Source organism: Campylobacter concisus (assembly GCF_002913045.1).
In the GTDB taxonomy this organism is placed as follows: Bacteria; Campylobacterota; Campylobacteria; order Campylobacterales; family Campylobacteraceae; genus Campylobacter_A; species Campylobacter_A concisus_AP.
The window spans coordinates 120,399-141,396 of sequence record NZ_PPAF01000008.1 but is presented as its reverse complement, the minus strand read 5'-3'; the positions used below and the strand labels follow the sequence as shown (position 1 = coordinate 141,396).

Annotated in this window: 21 protein-coding genes; 19 read left to right on the top strand and 2 right to left on the bottom strand. The window is 37.9% G+C overall.

Annotated elements, in window-relative coordinates:
* Position 1 precedes the first annotated feature (1 nt).
* The 11 genes from pglE to CYP43_RS01795 all read left to right on the top strand — a co-directional run bounded on the left by pglE (position 2) and on the right by CYP43_RS01795 (position 11,277).
* A complete protein-coding gene (gene pglE, locus CYP43_RS01845) occupies positions 2-1,093 on the top strand; it encodes a UDP-N-acetylbacillosamine transaminase (protein WP_103582298.1) in 1,092 nt (363 codons plus the stop codon).
* Positions 1,094-2,875, top strand: coding sequence for a UDP-N-acetylglucosamine 4,6-dehydratase (configuration-retaining) (gene pglF / locus CYP43_RS01840; RefSeq protein WP_103582297.1), 1,782 nt, complete (start codon positions 1,094-1,096; stop codon positions 2,873-2,875).
* 2 nt (positions 2,876-2,877) lie between these two features.
* Complete coding sequence (locus tag CYP43_RS01835) at positions 2,878-3,774, top strand: PDC sensor domain-containing protein (protein ID WP_103582296.1); 897 nt, start codon at positions 2,878-2,880, stop codon at positions 3,772-3,774.
* The gene (gene hisH / locus CYP43_RS01830) at positions 3,771-4,382 is read left to right on the top strand and encodes an imidazole glycerol phosphate synthase subunit HisH (RefSeq protein WP_103582295.1); all 612 of its coding nucleotides are present in this window, start codon (positions 3,771-3,773) and stop codon (positions 4,380-4,382) included. Before CYP43_RS01835 ends, hisH begins: the two co-directional genes overlap by 4 nt.
* Positions 4,382-5,092 (top strand): 1-(5-phosphoribosyl)-5-[(5-phosphoribosylamino)methylideneamino]imidazole-4-carboxamide isomerase, encoded by a 711-nt coding sequence (gene hisA, locus CYP43_RS01825; RefSeq protein ID WP_087579121.1) that lies wholly within the window; start codon positions 4,382-4,384, stop codon positions 5,090-5,092. Before hisH ends, hisA begins: the two co-directional genes overlap by 1 nt.
* A gap of 63 nt (positions 5,093-5,155) precedes the next feature.
* A complete protein-coding gene (locus CYP43_RS01820; protein ID WP_002939933.1) occupies positions 5,156-5,521 on the top strand; it encodes a chemotaxis response regulator CheY in 366 nt (121 codons plus the stop codon).
* Positions 5,521-6,354 (top strand): 50S ribosomal protein L11 methyltransferase, encoded by an 834-nt coding sequence (locus CYP43_RS01815; RefSeq protein ID WP_103582294.1) that lies wholly within the window; start codon positions 5,521-5,523, stop codon positions 6,352-6,354. The genes CYP43_RS01820 and CYP43_RS01815 overlap by 1 nt, the downstream gene beginning before the upstream one ends.
* On the top strand, positions 6,347-8,272 hold the full coding sequence (ftsH, locus tag CYP43_RS01810) for an ATP-dependent zinc metalloprotease FtsH (RefSeq protein WP_103582293.1): 1,926 nt from the start codon (positions 6,347-6,349) through the stop codon (positions 8,270-8,272). The genes CYP43_RS01815 and ftsH overlap by 8 nt, the downstream gene beginning before the upstream one ends.
* Before the next feature lie 2 nt (positions 8,273-8,274).
* Positions 8,275-8,901 (top strand): phosphatidylserine decarboxylase, encoded by a 627-nt coding sequence (locus CYP43_RS01805; RefSeq protein ID WP_021091662.1) that lies wholly within the window; start codon positions 8,275-8,277, stop codon positions 8,899-8,901.
* Positions 8,894-9,625, top strand: a complete 732-nt coding sequence (gene pssA / locus CYP43_RS01800; RefSeq protein WP_103582292.1) for a CDP-diacylglycerol--serine O-phosphatidyltransferase — start codon at positions 8,894-8,896, stop codon at positions 9,623-9,625. Before CYP43_RS01805 ends, pssA begins: the two co-directional genes overlap by 8 nt.
* A 137-nt stretch (positions 9,626-9,762) precedes the next feature.
* Positions 9,763-11,277, top strand: a complete 1,515-nt coding sequence (locus CYP43_RS01795; protein ID WP_103582291.1) for a 2-isopropylmalate synthase — start codon at positions 9,763-9,765, stop codon at positions 11,275-11,277.
* Positions 11,278-11,617: 340 nt separating this feature from the next.
* On the opposite strand, the gene CYP43_RS01790 is transcribed toward CYP43_RS01795, so the two are convergent.
* A complete protein-coding gene (locus CYP43_RS01790; protein ID WP_103582290.1) occupies positions 11,618-12,268 on the bottom strand; it encodes a tRNA threonylcarbamoyladenosine dehydratase in 651 nt (216 codons plus the stop codon).
* Positions 12,258-13,034 carry a 5'/3'-nucleotidase SurE gene (gene surE, locus CYP43_RS01785; protein WP_103582289.1) on the bottom strand — a complete coding sequence of 259 codons (777 nt, stop codon included), beginning with the start codon at positions 13,032-13,034 and terminating at the stop codon, positions 12,258-12,260. The genes CYP43_RS01790 and surE overlap by 11 nt, the downstream gene beginning before the upstream one ends.
* Positions 13,035-13,136: 102 nt before the next feature.
* Between surE and lpxB the strand changes: the two genes are divergently transcribed.
* The 8 genes from lpxB (at position 13,137) to CYP43_RS01745 (ending at position 20,973) form a co-directional block, all read left to right on the top strand.
* A complete protein-coding gene (gene lpxB, locus CYP43_RS01780) occupies positions 13,137-14,171 on the top strand; it encodes a lipid-A-disaccharide synthase (protein WP_103582288.1) in 1,035 nt (344 codons plus the stop codon).
* Positions 14,172-14,175: 4 nt separating this feature from the next.
* Positions 14,176-14,661, top strand: coding sequence for a transcription elongation factor GreA (greA, locus tag CYP43_RS01775; RefSeq protein WP_072594430.1), 486 nt, complete (start codon positions 14,176-14,178; stop codon positions 14,659-14,661).
* Between the two features lie 63 nt (positions 14,662-14,724).
* Complete coding sequence (locus CYP43_RS01770) at positions 14,725-15,516, top strand: UDP-2,3-diacylglucosamine diphosphatase (RefSeq protein ID WP_103582287.1); 792 nt, start codon at positions 14,725-14,727, stop codon at positions 15,514-15,516.
* Positions 15,516-16,469 (top strand): chemotaxis protein, encoded by a 954-nt coding sequence (locus tag CYP43_RS01765; protein WP_021091802.1) that lies wholly within the window; start codon positions 15,516-15,518, stop codon positions 16,467-16,469. Before CYP43_RS01770 ends, CYP43_RS01765 begins: the two co-directional genes overlap by 1 nt.
* Before the next feature lie 8 nt (positions 16,470-16,477).
* Entirely contained in the window at positions 16,478-18,832 is a 2,355-nt protein-coding gene (locus CYP43_RS01760) for a hybrid sensor histidine kinase/response regulator (protein ID WP_103582286.1), read from the top strand.
* A gap of 9 nt (positions 18,833-18,841) precedes the next feature.
* Complete coding sequence (locus CYP43_RS01755; protein WP_021091642.1) at positions 18,842-19,339, top strand: chemotaxis protein CheW; 498 nt, start codon at positions 18,842-18,844, stop codon at positions 19,337-19,339.
* An 8-nt stretch (positions 19,340-19,347) separates the two neighbouring features.
* Positions 19,348-19,974 carry a phosphoserine phosphatase SerB gene (gene serB, locus CYP43_RS01750; protein ID WP_084109470.1) on the top strand — a complete coding sequence of 209 codons (627 nt, stop codon included), beginning with the start codon at positions 19,348-19,350 and terminating at the stop codon, positions 19,972-19,974.
* A gap of 6 nt (positions 19,975-19,980) precedes the next feature.
* Complete coding sequence (locus CYP43_RS01745; RefSeq protein ID WP_103582285.1) at positions 19,981-20,973, top strand: transaldolase; 993 nt, start codon at positions 19,981-19,983, stop codon at positions 20,971-20,973.
* The last annotated feature ends 25 nt before the right edge of the window (positions 20,974-20,998 follow it).

Below are 20,998 nucleotides of genomic sequence, written 5' to 3'. Positions count from 1 at the left end.
AATGGATAGGGTTTTTTTATCTCCACCAAATATGAGCGGAAAAGAGCAGGAATATATAAAAAAAGTTTTTGAAAGCAACTATATAGCGCCACTTGGCGAGTATGTAAATAAATTTGAAGAAAGTATAAAAAGCTACACCGGAGCAAAAGATGCTCTTGCACTAAGCGCTGGAACTGCGGCGCTTCACCTAGCACTTCGCGTCCTTGGCGTAAAAGAGGGTGATTTTGTACTAGCTTCTAGCTTTACTTTCATGGCTTCAGTCTCGCCTATACTTTATGAAAAAGCAACTCCAGTATTCATAGACTGCGATGAGAGTTGGAATTTAAGCCCAGAACTACTTAAAAAAGCAATATCAAATTTACCTAAAAAGCCAAAGGTATTGGTCGTCACTCATCTTTACGGGCAAGCTTCAAAGGTGAAAGAAATTTGTGAAATTTGCCAAAACGAGGGCATTGCTTTAGTTGAAGATGCAGCTGAAGCACTTGGCGGATTTTACGGCGGTAAGGCACTTGGCACATTTGGCGTGATGGGCGCATATAGTTTTAATGGCAATAAAATAATCACCACTTCAGGTGGCGGTATGCTAGTTGGTGACAAGGAATTTGTGGAAAAAGCTAGGTTTTATAGCACTCAAGCTAGAGAGCCACTACTTCACTACGAGCACAAAGACTATGGCTACAACTACCGCTTAAGTAACGTCCTAGGCGCTATTGGCGTGGCTCAGATGGAAGTTTTAGAAAAAAGAGTCGAGCAAAAGAGAAGAGTATTTGAAATTTATGAAAAAGAGCTTAGCGATATTTTAGAATTTATGCCAGAACTGCCAAATTCTCGTGGCAATAGATGGCTCACAACTGGCGTTTTTGCTAAAAAAGATACACATTTAAAAGTTATAAAAGCACTAGCTGATGAAAATATTGAGAGTCGTCCACTTTGGAAGCCTATGCATTTACAGCCTGTATTTAAAGGTGCGTTAAGCTTTATCGATGGATATAGCGAAGATCTATTTTCAAGAGGAATTTGCTTGCCAAGTGGTAGTGATATGAGTGAAGAAGCGCAGGCAAGAGTGATCAAAATAGTTAAGGAAAACGCTTAAATGTTTCATGCGACAAAGTTAAAAAGGCTTATATTTTTCCTTACTGGCGATGTTTTTATATTTGCGTTTTCAATATATGCGGCTTATCTTTTGAGATTTAACGCAAACATCCCAGACATCTACGTGCAAGGGCTTTTTGTAACGGCTGGATTTTTGATCGTATTTAAGCTCTTTTTTATGTGGATGTTTAAAATTTACAAGGTGCCGTGGAGGTTTTTTGGATTAAATGAAGCAAGAAAAATTTTCTTAGCTCACGTTTGCTCAGCTGTTTTATTTACAATCATATTTTTTATCATTCAAGATTTTTTAAATCCATATCCAAGAAGCGTTATTTTCATTGATCTTCTTATTTCATGCTTACTTGTTGGGCTTTTAAGAATTTCAAAACGCATGGTGCTTGACTTTTCAAACAAACCTCACAAAGGTGAGCCTTGTATCGTTATAGGTGCGACATCAAAAGCGCTTCACGTCTTGCGTGGCTTAAAGCAGGGCTATCTTGACTACTACGCAGTTGGTGTGGTAGATGGCAGAAGTGACCTTGTTGGCACATATTGTGATGGATTTTTAGTTCAAGATAAAAAAGAAATACCAAGCCTTATAAAAGACTACGACGCAAAGACCGCTATCATTGCGCTTGCGCTAGATCAAGACGAGCTTCAAGCCTTGGTTGATGAGCTAACTGGATATGGCATAAGAGATATGAAACTCTTTTCGCTTATCGAAAATGAGCCGATCAAGGATATCTCGATCGAAGACTTGCTAGCTAGAAAGCCAAAAGACTTAAATCCAGAAGCTATTTCAAATTTTTTAAAAGATAAAAGAGTGCTTGTCACTGGAGCTGGAGGCAGTATAGGAAGTGAAATTTGTAAGCAATGCTTAAAATTTGGTGTAAGTGAGCTTGTAATGGTTGAGCACAGCGAATTTAACCTTTATAAAATAGGCGAAGATACAAAAGATAAAAGAACTATCAGTAAGCTTGTAAACATCACAAATTTAAAGGACTTTGAAGAAGTTTTTGCTGACTTTAAACCTGAGATTGTTATCCACGCCGCAGCATATAAACACGTGCCACTTTGCGAGCTAAATCCTCGCTCAGCAGTTAAAAACAACATCCTTGGCACAAAAAATGCAGTCGATCTTTCTAAAAAATATAGCGTAAAGAAATTTGTCATGATCTCTTCAGACAAGGCAGTGCGCCCAACAAACATAATGGGCACAACCAAGCGTGTTTGTGAGCTTTACGCACTAAATTCAAACGAAGCAGGTGTGTGCGAGATAGTTTGCGTGCGCTTTGGTAACGTCCTTGGCTCAAGCGGCTCTGTCATACCTAAATTTAAAGCGCAGATCGCTGCAAATAGGCCACTAAGCGTCACGCACCCAGAGATTACAAGATATTTTATGCTTACATCAGAAGCTTGTCAGCTAGTCCTTCAAGCGGCCTCTATCGCAAAAGGTGGCGAGCTTTTCGTGCTTGATATGGGTGAGCCTGTTAAGATCGTTGATCTTGCTAAAAAGATGCTTCTTCTTTCAAACAAAGAGCATTTGGGCATAGAATTTGTGGGTCTTAGACCAGGCGAGAAGCTTTATGAAGAGCTACTTATCAACAAAGACGATGTGCAAACAAAATATGAGTCGATCTTTGTAACGCATTCAGAGCCTTATGATCTGACCCTTTTAAATTCACAGATAAATGGGCTTTTGCAGCTTGAAGATGACGAGGTGGCACCTGCTCTTAAGGTGATCGTGCCAGAGTTTAATCATGCATTAAATTTAAAAGGCTAATTTTGGTTATAAAAGATATTAAGAGATTTAGTGACACGAGATACAAGGCAAGGGCGTATATCTGCTATCTATTTAGTAGAAATTTACCAAACAGACTGCCCGGAGTTTGTTTAGAGAATATAAAAGCTGGTTTTGACAAGATCAGCCACGAGATAGAAAATTTTGACGCATTGTATATCTTAGACGAAAATGGCGTGCAGATTGAAGACTCGATCAGCCTAAATGAGAAGTATAAAATTCCAAAGGGCGAAAACCGCGCAAATAAAGCCTACTACTACACTGCAGTGCGTGAGAAAAGATGCGTTTTAAGCGATCCATATCCATCAAGCCTAAATGGAGGTTTATGCGTCACAGCAAGTGTGCCTATCTATAATGAAAAAAATGAGCTTAAATTTATCGCCTGCATCGACATAAGCCTAGAAAATATCCTAAATATGGTCGATAGCGGCTTTGTCGAGGAGCATTTTGGTAGATTTTTAAAGACAGTCTATGCGCTCTTTTGTGCATCACTTTTTATGATTTGTGCATTTTTATTTTGGCACGGGGTAAAGAGCTTTATCTCAAAAAGTATCGAGCATATAAATGTCGAAGAAATTTTTGAATCAACCATCATTTTAACGCTGGCTCTTGCCATTTTTGATCTTGTTAAGACGATATTTGAAGAAGAGGTTTTAGGTAAAAATCACGAAGAAAATAGCGTTATTTATAAGACGATGGTGAGATTTATCGGCTCAATTATCATCGCACTTGCGATCGAAGCGCTTATGCTAGTCTTTAAATTTGCTATTACTGTACCTGAAAATATCATAAACGCTATCTATCTAATAGGCGGCGTGGCGATGCTGATGGTAGCACTTAGCTTTTATCTTTTTAGCGTAAAAAGGCAAGAGAACAGATGATTGCTATTATTGATTATGGTGCGGGCAATATCAAAAGTGTGATAAATGCTTTTGATATTCTTGACAAAAAATGTGCCTTAGTAAGTAAGCCTGAAAATTTAAAAGAGTATTCGCATATTGTTTTGCCAGGCGTTGGAGCTTTTGGTGAGGCGATGACAAAGCTAAAAAATAACGGCATGGACGAAGCCGTAAAAGAAGCTGTAAAAAGCGGCAAAGCTTTTATTGGTATTTGCCTTGGCATGCAGCTTTTATTTGAGCGAAGCTTTGAGTTTGGCGAGCATGAGGGGCTCTCTCTTTTGCCTGGTGAGGTCGTAAAATTTAATGAAGCTAATTTCGATAAGTCATTAAAAATACCTCACATTGGTTGGAACGCTTTGGAATTTAAGCAAAATAGTCCATTAAATTTAGGACTAAAAGAGCTTGAGTATTTATATTTTGTACACAGCTATCATGTGGTTTGTGATGATAAATTTGCTCTTGCAAAGACGACTTACGGATATGAATTTACAAGTGCGGTTTGGCATGAAAATATCTTTGGTTTTCAGCCTCATCCAGAAAAAAGTCATGAAGCTGGACTTAAAATTTTAGAGAATTTTGCGAGGTTATGATGGAAATTTTTCCAGCGATTGATTTAAAAGAGGGACAAGCAGTTAGGCTAAGCAAAGGTCTTATGCAAAGTGCAAAAATTTATAGTAACGAGCCAAGTGAACTTGCTAAGAAATTTGAAGATTATGGCGCAAAATGGCTTCATGTGGTTGATCTAGACGGTGCATTTGCTGGAGAGACGATAAATTTTAAAACAATTGAAAAAATTACAAAGGCTACAAATTTAAGCGTCCAAGTGGGTGGTGGCATAAGAGATGAAGAGCGAATAAAACGCTATTTAGACCTTGGAGTTAGCAGAGTGATCCTTGGCTCAGTTGCTCTTAGAGATCCAGAATTTACAGCAAAAATGGCTGAAATTTATAGAGTTGTAGTTGGTATTGATGCAAAAGATGGCTACGTGGCCGTGCAAGGCTGGGGCGAGATCTCAAATATAAAAGCAGTCGATCTTGCAAGAAAATTTGCAGATGTTGGCGTGGAAGCTGTGATTTGCACTGATATTAACAAGGATGGAATGCTTGGCGGAGTTAATGTTGAGTTTAGCTTGCAAATAGCTAGAAATAGTAAGCTTGAGACAATAGCAAGTGGTGGCGTGAGTGATATAAATGATATTTTGATGCTAAAAGCCACAAATGAGATTAGTGGCGTAATAGTTGGGAAAGCCTACTATGAGGGGTTGCTTGACTTAAAAGAGGCCTTTAAACTACTTAGATAGCGTTAAAGCTTTTATAAATTTAAATTAGCTAGAATAGGGCAATTTTTACTAAAAGGATATTATGTGAAGATTTTGGTTGTAGATGACAGTTCAACAATGAGAAGAATCATAAAAAATACTTTACAAAGGTTAGGACATCAAGAAATTCTTGAGGCTGAGCACGGTCTTGAGGCCTGGAATATCTTAACTCAAAATGAAGGTATCGAAGTTCTTATCACTGATTGGAACATGCCTGAGATGAATGGCCTTGAGCTTGTTAAAAAGGTAAGGGCTGAGCAAAAATATGTTGATATGCCTATCATAATGGTAACAACAGAGGGCGGAAAAGCCGAAGTTATAACAGCTTTAAAAGCAGGTGTTAATAACTACATCGTTAAACCTTTTACGCCACAAGTCTTAAAAGAGAAGCTTGAAGACGTTCTTGGTTAATGAAAGATAAATTCTACGAATTAAGCATAAAAACATCAAATTTTTATGATGAAATTTTAGAGCTAGTTTTCTCTTTTGGAGTTACCTGTGTTGAAGAGCTAGATCACGAGATCATCATCAGGGAAGAGTATGATCTAAAAGATATAGCTTGGGGTATTGAAGAGTATGCAAAAGGGCTCTCTAGTGTTCGTAAAATTTCAAATGATTTAAAAATTTCTCTTAATTTAAAAGAAAATAAAGACTGGCTAGGTGAATATAAAAAGGCAGTTAAGCCTATTTTGGTTGATAAAATTTATGTTAGACCTAGCTGGGAAGAGCCACTTAATGGCGTAACAAATATCATAATTGACCCAGCTCTAGCCTTTGGCTCAGGGCACCATGAAAGCACAAATTCTTGCTTGCAGCTTTTACAAAAATATGCAAAAAGTGGCAATACTACTTTAGACGTGGGCTGCGGAAGTGGAATTTTAAGTATCGCCTTGGCAAAGCTTGGTTGCAAGGTCGATGCTTGCGATACAGACGAGCAAGCTACACAAAGTTCACTTAGTAACGCTGAGTTAAATGGGATTAAATTTAATAAAATTTGGACAGGCTCTATCGCGAATTTAGAGCAAAAATATGACATTGTTGTAGCAAATATCATCGCTGATGTCATTTTTATGCTCTCAAATGACTTAAAAAAATCGCTTAAAAAAGGCGGCTACTTGGTATTGTCAGGAATTTTAAACAAATACGAAGATAGGATTAAAGATACGTTTAAGGATTTGGAGCTAATTGAGATAAAACAAAGTAACGATTGGAGCAGCTTTGTTTATAAGGAAATAGATGAATAACCAAAATAATAACCAAAATAATGGCAACAATAACGGTTTTTTTAATAAAAATCCTATTTTTATTTTTGCCATTTTTGCAATAGTTATAGTTTTAGCTTTTAGAAGCTTTAGTGGAGATGGACTTGGTGGCTCTTTTGGGCTAAATGGTAATGCCCAGAGTAAAATGGTAGCTTATTCTGAGTTTAAAGATATGTTAAAAAATAAGCAGCTAAATGAGGTTGCTATCTCTGAAACTACCATAAAAGGCATAGGCAGTGACAAAACTATCTACCTTGCAAAACGCATAAATGATCCAACGCTCATTGGCATACTTGAGCAAAATGGCATAACTTATAGTGTTTATAGCGAAAATAACTGGTTTGGTGATCTTATATTTTCATGGATCATCCCAGTATTTATATTTTTTGCCATTTGGATGTTTATTGCTAGTCGTATGCAAAAGAACATTGGCGGTGGCATACTTGGCATAGGAAGTGCAAAGAAACTTATAAATTCTGAAAAACCAAAAGTTAAATTTGACGATGTCGCAGGCGTTGAAGAGGCAAAAGAAGAGGTTCAAGAGATAGTTGATTATCTAAAAAGTCCTGATAAATATCTAAGACTTGGGGCAAAAATTCCAAAAGGTATTTTACTAGTTGGCCCTCCAGGTACTGGTAAAACGCTTCTTGCAAGAGCAGTTGCAGGCGAGGCTAGTGTTCCATTTTTCTCTATGTCAGCATCAAGCTTTATAGAGATGTTTGTCGGTGTTGGCGCAAGTAGGGTTAGAGATCTTTTTGAAAATGCTAAAAAAGAGGCTCCAGCGATCGTTTTTATAGATGAGATCGATGCGATCGGTAAAAGTAGAAATTCTGGTCCGATGGGCGGCAATGACGAGAGGGAGCAAACGCTAAATCAGCTTCTTTCTGAGATGGACGGTTTTGATGCGGATAAATCGCCAGTCATCGTTATAGCGGCTACAAATAGACCTGAAGTTTTGGATGCTGCGCTTTTAAGGCCGGGTAGATTTGACAGGCAAGTACTTGTTGATAAGCCTGATTTTAAAGGACGCTGCGACATTTTAAAAGTTCACATGAAAGATGTAAAGATTGGTAAAGATGTAAATATCGAGGATGTCGCAAGGCTTACTACCGGTTTAGCAGGTGCTGATCTTGAAAATATCATAAATGAGGCTGCACTTCTTGCAGGACGTAAGTCAAAGACTTTTGTTGAGCAGGCCGATCTTGTAGAGGCTGTCGAGAGATCGATCGCTGGGCTTGAGAAAAAGTCTCGCCGCGTAAATCCAAAAGAAAAAAGAATCGTCACTTATCATGAGTGCGGTCATGCCTTGATAGCTGAGCTAACAAAAGGTGCAAAAAGGGTAACAAAAGTCTCAGTCGTACCACGTGGTCTTGCGGCACTTGGCTATACTCTAAACACACCTGAAGAGAATAAATTTATGATGCAAAAGCATGAATTGATAGCAGAAGTGGATGTGCTTTTGGCTGGTAGAGCTGCTGAAGAGGTGTTTATTAAAGAAATTTCAACCGGAGCTAGCAACGACCTAGAGCGTGCGACTGATATCATAAAAGCTATGGTTAGTATGTATGGCATGAGCGATGTTGCTGGTCTTATGGTACTTGAAAAGCAACGTGCTACGTTTTTAAATGGTGGTCAAAGCATCAAAGATTACAGTGATAAGATGGCTGAAAAGGTTGATGAGTTTGTAAAGACGCTTCTTCATGAAAGATACACAGCTGTACTTGGTTTGCTTGAAATTTATAAAGGTGCTATTGAAAATATGGTATCAGCACTTTATGAAGAAGAAACAATCGAAGGAAAAAGAGTTAGAGAGATCATTAAAAACTATGAGATCGAAAATAGTTTAGAGAGCAGACTTGTAGAGACAGAAGAAGACGAAAAGAGCAAAAAAGAGGAATAAAAATGAGTGGCTATATCGCGAAAGCAGGATATAAATTTATATTATTTTTTCTAATTTTATTTGTTTTATCTTTGCTATTTGGGATATTGCCACTACTTTTTGCTATTTTACTTTTTTTGGGCCTTTATTTTTTTAGAGATCCTGAGAGGGAGCCATTTTCTGATGATAAATTGGCTTTACTATCGCCGATTGATGGCAAGATAAAAGAGATTAGTGCTTCAAATTTTGATAATAATGAAGTAGCTAAGATCGTTATAAAAAAATCTTTTTTTGATGTTGGTACATTAAGGGCTGTAAGTGATGTAAAAGTAGCTGAAATACGCAAAAGACATGGCTTATTTTTGTGTCAAGCTATGAAAATTTCAGAATTTTTAAATGAAAGAGCGATTATTCGCTTTGAAAAAGAAAATATAAAATTTGTTATGAAAATTATAGCTGGAGCTTTTAGTCGAAGTTTAGAAATTTCAAATGTTACTAGCCTAAAAGCATCTAGAAAATTTGGTTTTTTAGGAAGTGGTGAGGTGATTTTATACCTACCAAGAGATACTAAGATATGTGTAAGTGTTGGAGAAAGCGTAAAGGCTGCTTCGCTTTTGGGATATTTTGAAGAGGGAAAAAGAGATGAATAACATACAAAAAATGCAACTAATGTATATCTTGCCAAATTTATTTACAGCAGCTAGTGCCTTTTTGGGTGTTATTAGTATTATTTCATCTATTCAAGGTAACTATTTTAAAGCCATTGTTTATATAATCTTATCGCTTATTTTAGATGGACTTGACGGGCGTGTGGCTAGACTTACAAAGACAACTAGTAAATTTGGCGTAGAGTTTGATAGTCTTGCAGATCTTGTTGCTTTTGGTGTAGCGCCAGCGATTTTATTTTATTTGACTATTGGTAAAAATTTTGGCAGATTTGGAGCACTTATAGCTGCTATGTTTGTGGTTTTTGGAGCTATCAGGCTTGCTCGCTTCAATGTCACTACTGGTACATATGAGCCAAATGTTTTTATCGGACTTCCTATACCATCAGCAGCTATTGTGAGCGTACTTTGGGTTGGAATTTATATCGACTATACTTTTTTAGAGGGATTTGAGTGGTGCTTGATGCTACTTGAAGCTACTTTGGCAGCTTTAATGGTTAGTAACATTCGCTATCCAAGCTTTAAAAAAATAAATTTAAAACAAACCCATGTGATAAGAATTTTAGTAGCTCTTGTAGTTGCATTTTCAATGCTTTATCTATATCCATTTGAGAGTGCGACTTTGGTTATGAGCGTCTATATGCTTTATGGCATAGTAAGAGCCACTATAATGTTTAGTAAAAATTCTAAAAAAAAGGAGAGCGAATGAGCGAAAATGGCGTCATAAAATCACGTAAATTTTTACCAAAAATCGAAATCAAAAACTCTCTACTGCTGCTACTTAGGTAGCAAATTTCTCTTTATTTAACTCATCAAATTTAAATATAAAAACAAAAAAGGACAAAAATGGATAAGAATAAAATTATAATCTTTGATACGACTTTAAGAGATGGCGAACAAAGCCCTGGTGCATCGATGAATACAGCTGAAAAACTACAGATCGCACTTCAGCTTGAAAGGCTTGGCGTGGATGTTATGGAGGCTGGATTTGCAGCAGCAAGCCCAGGAGATTTTGACGCGGTAAATCAAATAGCAAAGCAAGCCTCAAATATCACGGTTTGCTCTCTTGCACGCGCAGTTGAGCGTGATATTAAGGCAGCTGGCGAGGCATTGGCTCCAGCTAAAAATAAGAGAATTCATACATTTATAGCGACAAGCCCAATTCATATGGAGTACAAGCTAAAAATGAGCACAGATGAAGTAATAAAACGTGCGGTCGAGTCTATAAAATACGCGAAAACCTTTTGCGATGATGTAGAGTTTAGCTGCGAGGACGCTTGTAGAAGCGAAATGAGCTTTTTAAAAGAAATTTGTGATGCTGCCATAAATGCGGGTGCAAAAACTTTAAATATCCCTGATACGGTTGGTTATTTATATCCTGAAGAGATAACTGCTCGCATTAGTGAAATAGTAAAATTTGTAGGCGATAGAGCGATAATCTCTGTGCATAATCACAATGACTTAGGCATGGCTACAGCAAATTCACTAGCAGCCATAAAAGCTGGTGCAAGGCAGGTTGAAGGCACGATAAATGGCATAGGTGAGCGTGCTGGAAATGCTGCGCTTGAAGAGATCGTGATGGCTATCAAAACTCGCCAAGACGTTTTTGCTCCACTTTATACAGAGATTATCTCAAAAGAAATTTATCCAACTTCAAGACTGATTGCTAGTATTATAGGCATTGAGCCTCAACCAAACAAAGCTATCGTTGGTAAAAACGCCTTTGCGCACGAGAGTGGCATACATCAAGACGGCGTGCTAAAGCATAAAGAGACCTATGAGATAATTAGCGCTGAGAGTATAGGCCTTGAGAAAAATTCTCTTGTTTTAGGTAAGCATAGTGGTCGCCACGCGTTTAAAGATAAGCTTGCTAGCCTTGGATTTGACCTTGATAGCGATGCCCTTAATAAGGCTTTTGAAAAATTTAAAGAGCTAGCTGATAAGAAAAAAGAGATATTTGATGATGATATTAGGGCTCTTGTGGCTGAAGAGATTACAAAAATTCCACAAGCTTATGAGATCACGGCTCTTCTTCAAAGTAGCGGTGGAAGCCTTGCAAGTGCTTCAATTAGCATAAAACACAATGATGAGATTATCAGCGACTCAGCCCTAGGAAATGGTACTGCTGATGCGATATTTAAGGTAGTTGATCGCATTAGTGGCATTAGTGGCACGCTAAAAGACTATAAAGTGGCATCCGTTTCTCAAGGTAAGGACGCACTTGCAAAGGTTGATGTAAAGGTCGAGTTTGAGGATAAAACGGCTGTAATAGGCCATGGACTTGACATAGATACTATGATGGCAAGCGCAAAAGCCTATGTTGGCGCACTAAATAGCTATCTTCGCATACATAAAAACTAAAATTTTAGCCGGCTGTTAAAATTGCAGCTGGCTACTTTAAATTTAATCCGAAAACTATATAAATTTTTAAAATTCAAAGTCTCTATTTAAAAAAATAGATTTTACTATCTTTACAAATTTTAAAATCTTACTCACTCGCCTTAGCAACTTACTAATTTTAGGACTCATAAACATTCGCCACTAAATTTAGAAGCGTGATATGCTCGCTCGTAAATTTTAAAATTTGATAGATTCTCATCTTGGATTGTTAAATTCGTATTTTGTAGAGCTAGCTATTAAATTTATATCCAAAAAATGCCAGCTTTAATTTGAAATTTTGCTCGGATAATAAATGTTTGACTTACTGCCCAACTATCTTTTTAACAGCCAGTGAAGCTAAATTTAGTCCAAAGCAAGCAGTCACGCCCATGAAGCTTCCAAGCGGCTTGCAAAGTGGCTCTTCTGTCGAAAAGACCACGTCAAATTTACCGCTAAAGCCTGATCTTTTGAGCTCATATCTATATTTTCTAGCTAGTGGATCGACCGAAGTTTTCCAAACGCTAGCCACCTTTATCTTGGTTGGATCGATCCTTTTTGCCCCACCCATCGAAGCTATAAATTTGCTAGGATCTACCGCATTTGCAAGAGCGATCTTAGCAGTGATATCATCGATTGCATCGATCACCACGTCAAATTTACTAAAGTCGAATCCAGCAATAAACTCAGACGTAATCAGCGTCTGTATAGGCGTGATGCAAGGATAAATTTTGGCAAATTCCTCCACCTTTACACCACCCACGTTTTCGCTGTAAATTTGGCGGTTTTGATTTGTCACGTCAAAGATATCTTTATCGATTAAAGTGATGCTTCCAACCCCACTTCTAGCAAGCGCATCTACGCACATTCCGCCTACACCACCAGCTCCGCAAACTAGCACTTTTGCGCTTTGAAGCTTGCTAAAACCATCCTCGCCAAAGAGCCATCTTATCCTTGTAAATCTATCATTTTGCATCAAATTTCCCTTTTAAGCTCTCCAAGCTCTCGTATGAAGTCATATTTAGTTTTATGGGCGTTATCGTCGCAAAGCCCTCATTTACCTTACTGATGTCGCTTGGCTCGCCTTTTTCGTATTCAAGCGCAGCATTTCCAAGCCAGTAGTACTCAATACCTCTTGGGTTGCGATTAAGCGTGGCATGCGTGGCGTAGGTGCGTTTGCCAGCTGGTACGACGGAGTAGCCTTTGAAATTTTTGCTTGTTACGGCTGGGATATTTACGTTTAGGAATTCTCTTTGATTTAGCGAAATTTCACCCTCTAGCACCTTTGGTACGATAAATTTCACCACCTCTTTTGCTAGCTCAAAGCCAAGTTCATTTAATGAATTATTTGCATAAAACTGCGAAAAAGCGATGCTTCTAATGCCCTGTAAAACGCCCTCCATCGCCGCTCCACACGTGCCAGAGTAGGTGATATCTTCGCCTAAATTTGCCCCGTGATTTATGCCGCTTATCACTAGATCTGGTTTTTTGTTATAAAGTGCGTGAAGTGCGAGATAGACGCAGTCGCTGGGCGTTGCGTCGTCAAGTTTAAAAAAGCCATCATCAAGTTTTATGAACCTAAGCGGTCTTGTGAGTGTCAAAGAGTGAGCGCAGGCTGATTTTTCAGAGCTTGGAGCTACGATCGTGACATTCATACCATCTAGATCGCTTAAAGCTTCTTTTAAAGCAAGCAAGCCAGCCGCCTCAAATCCATCGTCATTTGTTATCAAAATTTCTTTCAAATTTTATCCTTTAGAAGCTTGGATTTTATCACAGCTTTCTTAAAAATTTAAAGAATTTTTGCGTATAATGCCCCCAAAAAAAGACCTGATGAAAGTGTGTAAATGAAAATTTTAGTCTCCGCTCTTGAGCCATCGGCAAATTTGCATTTAAAAGAAATTTTGAAAAATTTCGAGGGCGAATTTGAGCTAATGGGAATTTTTAGCGAGGAGCTTGGCACGCCATATATGAAAAGCAGCGAGTTTTCAGCGATGGGCTTTGTCGAGGTTTTGCCACTCATTTTTAAGGCAAAAAAGGCGATGAAAGTGATGAGCCAGATGGCAAAAGAGGCTGATGCAGTGCTGCTAATAGACAGTCCAGCCTTTAATCTGCCACTTGCAAAGGCGATAAAAGAGGCCGGCGCAAAAGCAGCCGTGACATACTACATCTTGCCTCAAGTTTGGGCGTGGAAGCCAAAAAGAGTGAGCGTGGTTGAGAGATATTGTGACAATCTTGCTTCGATCCTACCATTTGATGCGAAATTTTATAGCCGCTCGACCTACGTGGGCCATCCTTTGATGGATGAGATAAAGCTTAAGAAAACTAGTCTAAGTAGCAGTGGCAAAGTGGCGTTTTTACCGGGATCAAGAAGGTCAGAGATTTCAAGGCTGATGCCAGTTTATAGAGAACTTGCTAAAAAGATAGAAGCAAAAAGGCTACTTGTCGTGCCACCATTTTTGCTTGATAAAGTGAGTGAGATTTATGGCGATGTGAGCGATTTTGAGGTCGTCTCAAATACGCCTGAAGCTTTGTGTGAGAGTGATTTTGCCTTTGTTTGCTCTGGCACTGCTACGCTTGAAGCAGCGCTCATTGGTACGCCATTTGTGCTAGCTTACAAGGCAAAAGCGATAGACGTTTTCATCGCTAGGAAATTTGTAAAGATCAAGCATGCAGGACTTGCAAATATAATGTTTGACTTCATGGGCAAAGAGCCACTTCATGAGGAATTTATCCAAGAGTTTGCAACGGCTGAAAATTTGCTAAGAGCTTATGAGAGCTGCGATAGGCAAAAATTCTTAAAAGGCTGCGATGAACTAAGGGCTTATTTAGGGCATGGCAGCAGTAAAAATGTAGTAAAAATTTTAAAGAATATGGAGTAAAAAAATGAGTGAACCAATGACAATGCACGGATACGAGAAGATAGAAGCTGAACTAAAAGATCTAAGGCTGGTGCAACGCCCTCAAATCGTAACAGAGATAGATATCGCAAGAAGCCACGGCGATCTAAAAGAAAATGCTGAGTATCACGCAGCAAAAGAAAAGCAAGCCTTTATAGACGCTAGGATCGCTGAGCTTAGCGCGCTTCTAGCAAACGCAGAAGTGATCGATCCAAGTAGCTATGAGCACGATAGAGTTAGGTTTGGCTCAAGCGTTACGATAATGGACGAGGAAACCGAAATAGAGCATACATATACGATAGTTGGCATTAGCGAAAGCGACATCGACAAAGGCTATATCTCGATAAACTCGCCACTTGCAAAGCAGCTTTTGGGTAAGGCTGAGGGCGATGAAGTGGTGCTAAATTTACCAAAAGGCAGAAGCGACGTTGAGATCGTAAAAATTTGCTACAAGCCTATAAAATTTGACTAAAAAGATGATGCAAAGAGCTAGAAACTGCTTTTTGGCTCTGCTAATTTTTAATTAAGGCAAAATTTGAGCGAATATCTATATGCCCCCATTATAAAAGAAGGCGCGATCTTTATAGCTGATGCGCATGAAAATGTAAACCGAAATGGCTTTTTAAAATTTTTAAGAGCCATTGATAGCAGGGAGATCAAAGAGCCGCCACAAATTTTTTTGTTAGGCGATATGTTTGACTTTCTAACGGGCGATGGCGAATACACAAGAGAATTTTACTCTGAGCACTTAAGCCTTATAAATAAAATTTCACAAAATGTGGAAATTTTTTACTTCGAGGGCAATCACGATTTTAGACTTTCAAATTTATTTAATAAAACAAGAGAAATTTGGGATGGGCACGAGATGCTGCGCTATAAAAGCGTTAGGGTTTATGATATTTACGATCAGCCAGCAAATTTCAAAACGATCAATGAAGAGCACGTCCAGATCGCGCATGGCGATATATTTTTACCTTTTGTAGATAAATATGCACTTAGATTTTTGCGTTTAAAATGGTTTTTAAAATTTATGAATGCTTTGGATAAATTTTTACATTTTAAAATATCAAAAGCAATACTAGCCAAACTTACCAAAAAAAATTTAGACTATAAAATTCCTAATTTTAAGGAGCTAATGAGCAAGCATTTGCAGGGATACGAGGCTAATATCGTGATAGAAGGACACTATCATCAAGGCGAGCAATTTAACATTTACGATAAGTTTTATATAAATTTACCTTGTTTTGCATGTGAGCAAAGTTATTTTGTTGTAGAATACGCCCAGCAAAAATTAAATTTGCTCAAAATGAGTTTGAAAGGACATTGATGTTTGGAGATAACGTACTAAAAACGGACTCAAACGAGATGGAACTTGTTGATTTTCGTATCTTTAAAAAGACCGAAAACAAAGTATATGAAGGAATATACGGAGTCAATGTCGCAAAGGTGCGGGAGATCATTAAGATGCCAAATCTTACAGAGCTTCCAGGCGTTCCTGAGTATATCGAGGGAATTTTTGATTTAAGGGGCGTGGTGATCCCTGTCATAAATTTGGCAAGATGGATGAATATTATTGAGCCAACTGAAGGCGTAGTTATAAAGCCACGTGTTATTATTGCTGAGTTTAGTGGTATTTTGATCGGTTTTATCGTCCATGAGGCAAAAAGGATCAGGCGTATAAGCTGGAAAGATATCGAGCCTGCAAATTTTGCTTCAGGTTCTGGCGCTTTAGACAAAGGTAAAATAACAGGCGTAACAAGAATAGAAAATGATGAAGTTTTGCTTATTCTTGATCTTGAAAGCATTGTTGAAGAGCTTGGAATTTACTCGCCAAAGATCGAATTTGATGTAACAGACGATCAAAAATTAAAAGGTGCTGCTTTAGTTTTAGATGATAGTTCAACTGCTAGAAAACTAGTAAAAGACGCACTTGAGAAGATGGGACTTAGCGTGGTTGAGGCTAAAAACGGCGTTGAGGGCTTGGAGAGAATGGAAGAGCTTTATCAAAGATACGGAGATAACTTATCAAGAGAGCTCAGGGTTATCTTAAGTGATATCGAAATGCCACAGATGGATGGCTACCGCTTTGCTTCAACTCTTAAAAATGATGAAAGATTTAAAGAAGTACCAATAGTATTTAACTCCTCATTGAGTAATGATTTTAGTGAAATCAAGAGTAAAGAAGCTGGTGGTGCGGCGTATCTTACAAAATTTGACGCAAGCATATTTTATCAAGAAGTGCTAAAAGTTATTGAAGCACATTCTAAATCTGCAAAATGAGGTGAAACATGGATGATATGAAAGAAATAATGGAAGACTTTTTAATAGAAGCTTTCGAACTTATTGAGCAGATAGATCATGACCTTGTTGAGCTTGAGTCAAACCCTGAAGATTTGGAATTATTAAATAGAATTTTCCGCGTTGCTCACACAGTAAAAGGTAGTTCAAGCTTTTTAAATTTTGATGTTTTAACAGAGCTTACTCACCATATGGAGGATGTTTTAAATAAAGCTAGAAAAGGCGAGCTAAAGATCACTCCAGACATTATGGACGTAGTTCTTGAGTCAGTTGATATGATGAAAGGCTTGTTAAGCAGCATTAGAGATCATGGAAATGATACAGCTGCTGGCATTGATATTAAAAACATTTGCGCAAGACTTACTCAAATTTCTGAAGGTGAGGCTCCAGCAGCAGCTCCTGAAGCTTCTGCCACGCCAGTAGCTGAGCCAGCACCAGAACCGGCACAAGAGCCAGAGCCAGCTGCACCTGCCGAAGAGGCACCAGAGATAAGTGATGCTGAGCTTTCAAAGCTAAGTGATTCAGAAGTCGAAGCAGAGATAGAAAGACTCTTAAAGGTTAGAAAGGCTGAGGATCAAGCAAGGCGTGCTTCAAAAGGTATAGCTCCAAAATCTCCTAGCGAGATAGCCCCAGCTGCAAGTAGCACTTCAGCTCCAGCTGCAAAAGCAGAGAGTAAGGAAAAAGACGGAGATAAAAAGGTTCCAGCGGCAAGTAGCGGTGCAGTGGCTCAGGAACAAACTATACGTGTTGAGGTAAAAAGACTTGACCACTTAATGAACCTAATAGGCGAGCTTGTTCTTGGTAAAAACCGCTTGTTAAAAATTTATGATGACGTGGAAGAGAGATATGAGGGTGAGAAATTCCTTGAAGAGCTAAATCAAGTAGTTTCAAGTCTAAGCTTAGTGACGACTGATATTCAGCTTGCTGTTATGAAAACAAGAATGCTTCCAATAGCAAAAGTCTTTAATAAATTCCCACGTATGATACGCGATCTTAGCCGTGACCTTGGTAAGCAAATCGATCTTGAAATTTCAGGTGAAGAGACAGAACTTGATAAGTCAATCGTAGAAGAGATCGGCGATCCACTAGTTCACATCATCAGAAATTCATGCGATCACGGTATCGAGGATCCTGAGACAAGAAAGGCAGCAGGTAAGCCTGAAAAAGGCCTTGTACAACTTAAAGCTTACAATGAAGGTAATCACATCGTTGTTGAGATAGTTGATGATGGTAAGGGTCTAGATGCGGATATGCTTAAATCTAAATCGATAGAAAAAGGCATCATAACTGAACGCGAAGCTGATGCGATGAGTGAAAAAGAGGCATTTGGACTTATCTTTAGACCAGGATTTTCAACTGCGGCAAAAGTTACAAACGTATCTGGTCGTGGTGTTGGTATGGACGTTGTTAAGACAAATATTGAAAAGCTAAATGGTATCATTGATATTGAAAGTGAAGTTGGAAAAGGCACAGTTATGAAGCTTAAAATTCCACTTACACTTGCGATTATTCAATCGCTACTTGTTGGAACGCAAGAAGAATTTTATGCTATTCCACTTGCTAGTGTTCTTGAAACTGTTCGTGTGCCTATTGACGATATCTACACGATCGATGGTAAAAATGTACTAAGACTAAGAGATGAAGTCTTATCTCTTGTTAGGCTTTCTGACGTATTTGGTGTAGAAAAAGCTTTTGATGGTGGAGATCAAACTTATGTCGTAATAATCGGTGTTGCTGAAGCAAAACTAGGTATTATCGTCGATACTTTGGTTGGACAAGAAGAGATTGTTATTAAATCAATGGGTGATTATTTACAAAATATCCCAGGTATTGCCGGTGCGACTATTAGAGGTGATGGCCGTGTGACATTGATTATCGATGTTGGTGCTATGATGGAGATGGCAAAAGATATCAAGGTAGATATTAGAGCTGAAATAGAAGATAGCACAAAAGCAAAGGAAAAACCAAGCGATTATAAAGTCTTGATAGTCGATGACTCAAAAATGGATAGAACTATCATGCAAAAAGCGCTTGAACCAACCGGGGTAACGATAATAGAAGCCACAAACGGTGTTGAGGCACTAAATATCGTAAAATCCGGAGAGCACTCCTTTGATGCGATTTTGATAGATATTGAGATGCCAAGAATGGATGGATATACGCTAGCTGGCGAAATTAGAAAATACTCTAAGTACAGAAATTTACCGCTTATTGCTGTTACATCAAGGACCTCAAAAACAGATAGATTGCGTGGCGTAGAAGTTGGAATGACTGAGTATATTACAAAACCATATTCAGCCGAGTACTTAGAAAATGTCGTTAGAAAGAATATAAAATTAGCTTAGGGGTAAGGGATGAACAATAAACTAAATCAAGTTTTAAGCAAACAAAAGCAGCAAATGAATGGAACTGAGCTAAAAAATAACGAAGATATAGTTCAGCTAGTAGGATTTGTTGTCGGTGAGGAAGAGTACGCAATACCTATTTTAAATATCCAAGAGATAATCAAACCTATTGAATATACACGTGTTCCTAGTGTGCCTGATTACGTTCTTGGAGTGTTTAACCTACGTGGAAATGTTATTCCGCTTATTGATTTGCGTAAGCGTTTTTCACTAAATGTCACAAAACAAAGCCCAAGCACAAGATATATCGTTATGAAAGATGCGGATAATATCGCTGGCTTTGTGATAGACCGCTTGACGGAGGCTATCAGAATAGACCGTAATAGGATCGATCCGCCACCAGAGACTTTAGTAAAAGACAAAGGCATGATTTATGGTATCGGTAAGCGCGACCAAAATATCCTTACGATATTGAAGGTCGAAAGCCTTTTGAAACGTGATTTTTAGGGTATAACTTGATAAAACTTTGTGTTTTTGATTTTGACTCTACAATAATGGACGGCGAGACGATAGATATTCTCGCCGCCGCTAATAATGCTAGTGAAGAAGTGGCTAATATAACTAAGCGTTCGATGAATGGCGAGCTTGATTTTTTTGAAAGTCTTACAAAAAGAGTAAAATTTTTAAAAGGATTGCCGCTTTTAAAAGTAAATGAAATTTGCAAAAATTTACCCATAATGCCAGGAGCTGGCGAGCTAATAGAAGCTTTAAAGCAAAAAGGTATCAAAGTTGTGGTTTTTAGCGGTGGATTTCACAATGCAACCGATGTAATGCAAAAAAAACTTAATTTTGATGCAAATTTTGCAAATATTTTGCACCACAAAGATGGAATTTTAACAGGCGAAGTTGGCGGAGAAATGATGTTTAGTAGTTCAAAGGGAGATATGATTGACCGCTTATGTGGACTATTAAATTTAGGCAAGGACGAGATAATGTGTGTTGGGGACGGGGCCAATGACATATCGATGTTTAGAAAGTGTGACCTTAGCATTGCATTTTGTGCAAAAGATATCTTAAAAAAAGAAGCGACACATTGTGTTGATGTTAAAGACTTGCGTGAAATTTTAAAATTTATAAGGTAGAAATTAATGTATGACAACGAAGCTAAATTCTCTCTTTGGTGTGATTTTATAGAGAGAAATTTTTTACAAAGCGAATTTAACTCTTTATTGGAAAATAATGTTATAAACGGTGCTACAAGCAACCCAGCTATTTTTAAAACAGCGTTTGCTTCACCTGCTTATAAAAAGATAATAGAAACTAGCAATAAACGCCATCCAAAAGATCTTTATGAAATTTTGGCTACTCAAGATATAAAAATCGCAGCATGTAAAATGTTAAAAAATTATGCAAATGGCAATGATGGCTTTGTAAGTATTGAGGTTGATCCAAATTTAAGTGACGATACAGCCGCAACGATAGAGGAAGGTATCAGACTTCATAATCTAATATCAATGCCAAATGTTATGATAAAAATTCCAGCTACAAAAGATGGTTATGAGGCGATGAGTGCGCTTATGGCAAGGGGAATTAGTGTAAATGCTACGCTTATATTCTCGCCAGATCAGGCTAAAAACTGCCTTGAAGCTTTTAAAGAAGGTAGTAAGGCTTATACAAGTCGCTTTATAGATACTACTATGCCAAAAGGTGTGATAAGCGTTTTCGTAAGTAGATTTGATAGAAAGCTTGATGAGGTTATGGCTGCAAAGAGCTTGCCAACGGGACAAATCGGCATAATGAATGCTGCAAATATATACCACTTGATTGAAGATTTTGGACTAGAAAATGTAAGAACACTTTTTGCAAGCACAGGCGTAAAAGGTGGTAGTTTAAGAGGGGATTATTATATTAGAGAGCTAATGTATAAAAATTCTATAAATACAGCACCTATCGAAACAATAAAAGAATTTATAAAAGAAAAAGCAGAGGTAAAAAATGTACCTAGTAAAGAAAATATCTCAAGCTTTTTTCAGATTATAAAAAATAACGAGATAGATATAAATGTCGTTTATAAAGATTTATTAAGCGATGGTTTAAAGCAGTTTGTATCAGCATTTGATGATATTATGAAATCACTTTAGACAAAGAAGTCCAAGCTAATACACA

Bases quoted from the DNA above. Each gene is read 5' to 3' on its own strand.
- pglE (WP_103582298.1), top strand. From the start codon at position 2: ATGGATAGGGTTTTTTTATCTCCACCAAATATGAGCGGAAAAGAGCAG.
- pglF (WP_103582297.1), top strand. From the start codon at position 1,094: ATGTTTCATGCGACAAAGTTAAAAAGGCTTATATTTTTCCTTACTGGC.
- hisH (WP_103582295.1), top strand. From the start codon at position 3,771: ATGATTGCTATTATTGATTATGGTGCGGGCAATATCAAAAGTGTGATA.
- hisA (WP_087579121.1), top strand. From the start codon at position 4,382: ATGGAAATTTTTCCAGCGATTGATTTAAAAGAGGGACAAGCAGTTAGG.
- CYP43_RS01815 (WP_103582294.1), top strand. From the start codon at position 5,521: ATGAAAGATAAATTCTACGAATTAAGCATAAAAACATCAAATTTTTAT.
- ftsH (WP_103582293.1), top strand. From the start codon at position 6,347: ATGAATAACCAAAATAATAACCAAAATAATGGCAACAATAACGGTTTT.
- CYP43_RS01805 (WP_021091662.1), top strand. From the start codon at position 8,275: ATGAGTGGCTATATCGCGAAAGCAGGATATAAATTTATATTATTTTTT.
- pssA (WP_103582292.1), top strand. From the start codon at position 8,894: ATGAATAACATACAAAAAATGCAACTAATGTATATCTTGCCAAATTTA.
- CYP43_RS01795 (WP_103582291.1), top strand. From the start codon at position 9,763: ATGGATAAGAATAAAATTATAATCTTTGATACGACTTTAAGAGATGGC.
- CYP43_RS01790 (WP_103582290.1), bottom strand. From the start codon at position 12,268: ATGCAAAATGATAGATTTACAAGGATAAGATGGCTCTTTGGCGAGGAT.
- lpxB (WP_103582288.1), top strand. From the start codon at position 13,137: ATGAAAATTTTAGTCTCCGCTCTTGAGCCATCGGCAAATTTGCATTTA.
- greA (WP_072594430.1), top strand. From the start codon at position 14,176: ATGAGTGAACCAATGACAATGCACGGATACGAGAAGATAGAAGCTGAA.
- CYP43_RS01765 (WP_021091802.1), top strand. From the start codon at position 15,516: ATGTTTGGAGATAACGTACTAAAAACGGACTCAAACGAGATGGAACTT.
- CYP43_RS01760 (WP_103582286.1), top strand. From the start codon at position 16,478: ATGGATGATATGAAAGAAATAATGGAAGACTTTTTAATAGAAGCTTTC.
- CYP43_RS01755 (WP_021091642.1), top strand. From the start codon at position 18,842: ATGAACAATAAACTAAATCAAGTTTTAAGCAAACAAAAGCAGCAAATG.
- CYP43_RS01745 (WP_103582285.1), top strand. From the start codon at position 19,981: ATGTATGACAACGAAGCTAAATTCTCTCTTTGGTGTGATTTTATAGAG.